The following is a 3,005-nucleotide window of genomic DNA, read 5'->3' on the forward strand; positions in this document are numbered from 1 at the left end:
AGACCTTGCACGTACACCGGGGCCCAGCGCTGCTGGGCTTGGTGGCGAAAACACGTGAGGAACGGAGAAAACCAAGTCGGGAAGTGTCGGCTCCACTGCGGGCGTCGGGAAGGCTTCAACAAGAAGGTCAGCATCGCAGATGCTGACCAAGACCCTCTCCCTGAATATTCCCCGAAGTACAGCTAGCAACTCCAGCGGCTGATATCCAGACGACTCAACCACCTGATAGTCAACCTGAGAGCAAACAACGAAATCCGTACGTTCTGTCTACCCCGCAATGTTATGCCGATAACGATGCAAATCCGCATCTTTCCCTTCAGGAGGAAGCAATGGGGCACTGTATATGCTCTTGGATATTGTCATGTCGAGAAGGGTAAACTGCTCAGCCCATTTTCTACGCTGAAACATACCTTGATGAGCTTATAGGGCTGAATACGCCCTGGCATCATCACGGCAGAGAATGCTATCCCCCATGTGGGGGGTAAAAATCTGTCTCCTCATCCCGTAGCACACCACATGGAATCACTACGTATGGCGTCCTAGCCGCTATTTCGTTGTATGCCACTTAAGTTTACGCTTCTCGAAGATCAACTTTTGTCAGAGCGTCCTAGCTAAGCTCAATGGAGTCACAACACATCCTCACTCTAGTGACTGAGCCACGACGTCGCGTCGGGGGCCCTTGCTATTCTACCGCGCTGGGACGATAAAAAAGGCCAGTACCTACCCACTCTGCTGTTAACGCTTAGTTAACGGGCCCCTAGATAGGGTGCTCTACAAAGACAGGAATCAGGGAAAACTTTCCCAAACATTCCTGTTCAAGGAGATGTCATGAAGAAAATCGCTTCTGCTGTCCTCACCGCTGCCCTGTGCTCCACCGCCTTCGCTGCCGGCACCGCTTCCACCCCTATTACGGTCAATGCCACCGTTCTGTCCTCCTGCACCTTCGATACGGGCGCCACCACAGCTGCCAGCTTTACCTATGACGCCATCGCCGGCACCAGCGGCGCCGTGAATGGCGCCGCGACTCTGTACTGCAACGCCGGCACCACGATCACCACCACCACCGCCGCCTCAGGGGCTCTGACGCTCACGAGCGCGAGCAAGACCGGCACCCTCAACGCAACCTACGCCCTGACCCAGGTGGCTGCCGCTGGGGCAGGCGCGGGCAGCTACGCCGGCGCCGACAAGCACACCTATACCCTCGCCGCCACCGCGGCCAGTGGCCAGTGGGCCGCGCCTACCGCGGCCGACTACACCACGACGCTCGACGTCAACGTCACGTTCTAAGCCCAGCGCCCTCTCAGGGGCCTGGGCATGCCCAGGCCCCTGTTCGGCTTCGATTCTCTGACCTGACGAAGGAGTCCCCATGCGCCGCACCCTGTTTCTCTCTCTGCTTGCGCCCACCCTGCTGGGTAGCGCCCTGGCCGCCAGCCCCGCCGTGACCTCCGTGACCGTTAACGCGACGGTCGACGACATCTGTGAGATCACCAGCCCGACAAGCATCGACTTTACCTACCAGGCGGCCAACCCGGATGCCGCCCAGGGCACAGCCTTAGTGCAGCTACGCTGCAACCAGGATACCGTGCCCTTCCTGGGCTACTGGGACAATACACAGTGGAAGGCAGACGGCAGCCTGGATTTGAAGAACGGCAACAATCTGCTGAACATCGTGCTAGCGACCGACGAAGACGCCACTCCTACCACAGGTGCGGCAGGGACGGGCAGCCACTACACCTACGGCGTGAGGGCAACCGCGAAGCCTGGACAGTGGGCGGCCTCGAATGGTGCTTACACAGCGGTCGTCGATTACTACATCGGCTGGTAAGCCCGCACGTCCTTCTCGCTCCCTGGAGTCCTGACATGAAAATTACTGCCCCCCTGCTGCTGCTCCCCCTCCTCCTCGCCGCCTGCGGCACGCAGAACGCCGCGCCGGCTGCAACGCATGCGAACGCCCTAGTCGCTCCAGGCCAGACGACCGCCACTGGATCAACCTACGTCGAAGCCTTCGAAGCGAGTGTCCAGCGTGACCTGATGGCTCTGGGACTGTCGGGGTCGATCAGTGCCCAGGCGACGGCCCCCAAATCGTACCTGAACGTGCTGAAGGTTAATGAAAGTACGGCCCGCGCTTACATGAAGACGACGTACCCGACAACCACTGGGTGCGCACTTGATTGGGGGGACAACACAGCCTCGACCAAGATTACAACCCCCAGCGTCGTCGCTACAGATCAGGCCGACCACACCTACACCCAGAGCGGCACGTATACTGTCAAACTCACCTGCGGCACCGACATCAAAACCAGCACCTTTGCGGCCGTCGTGCCAGTAACGGACCTCAACCTCTTCGATGACTTCACAAGCACGGCATGGTTCACTGAGGGGGCAGCAAAAGCTGAATTCGCAACCCTTCCTACGACTTACTCGACGCAGGGCTTCAAGTTCCTGTCCAGCAGTAACTACATGACGCGCAAAGCCGGTCTGATCTCCGGCCACAACGCGATTATCATCAGCTGCGTTGGTACTGTTCAGGCTACCTCCGGAGCGCTCTTTGATGTCAAGACGCTGACGGGCAGCTCGGTCCTCCAGAACACGACGGTCACGGCTTACGGCGCTGATAACACTGTCATTGGATCGACCGTTTTCTCGAATGAGCACTACTACGCGGGTGCCCCTGCCGAAACGCGGACGCTCAACTGGAAGAATGTCAAGAGAATCGAAAATACGTGTAATGGTGGTTACGGATACCTCCTGATCGACGACATGTCAGCCACCATTCAGCTGCCCCCCGTATGAGCACTGCACAGAAATCGGGACGGCTTGCCGGCCTGAGTGTCTGTACGCTTCTTGCCCTGTCTTCAGCGTCGGCTGTCCAGACCGCGACGACGGCTGTGCCCCTGAACGCCACGACCCAGTCGGCCTGCCAGTTCGATACGGCCAACGCCAACGCCACCATTGACCTCCCCGACTACGAGGCCGCCCTCGCCGCCACCTATGCCTCCGAGCAG

The 3,005-nt window shown here is 59.1% G+C and carries 3 protein-coding genes; all 3 read left to right on the forward strand.

Going from position 1 to position 3,005, the window contains the following annotated elements:
• Window positions 1-828 precede the first annotated feature (828 nt).
• Entirely contained in the window at window positions 829-1,287 is a 459-nt protein-coding gene (locus ASF71_RS22110; protein ID WP_056304188.1) for a hypothetical protein, read from the forward strand.
• A 79-nt stretch (window positions 1,288-1,366) separates the two neighbouring features.
• Window positions 1,367-1,825, forward strand: coding sequence for a spore coat protein U domain-containing protein (locus ASF71_RS22115; protein ID WP_056304190.1), 459 nt, complete (start codon window positions 1,367-1,369; stop codon window positions 1,823-1,825).
• A 35-nt stretch (window positions 1,826-1,860) separates the two neighbouring features.
• Window positions 1,861-2,793: a hypothetical protein gene (locus ASF71_RS22120; protein ID WP_056304193.1), complete on the forward strand. Its 933-nt coding sequence runs from the start codon at window positions 1,861-1,863 to the stop codon at window positions 2,791-2,793.
• Window positions 2,794-3,005 lie beyond the last annotated feature (212 nt).

Source organism: Deinococcus sp. Leaf326 (genome assembly GCF_001424185.1).
Taxonomy (GTDB): domain Bacteria; phylum Deinococcota; class Deinococci; order Deinococcales; family Deinococcaceae; genus Deinococcus.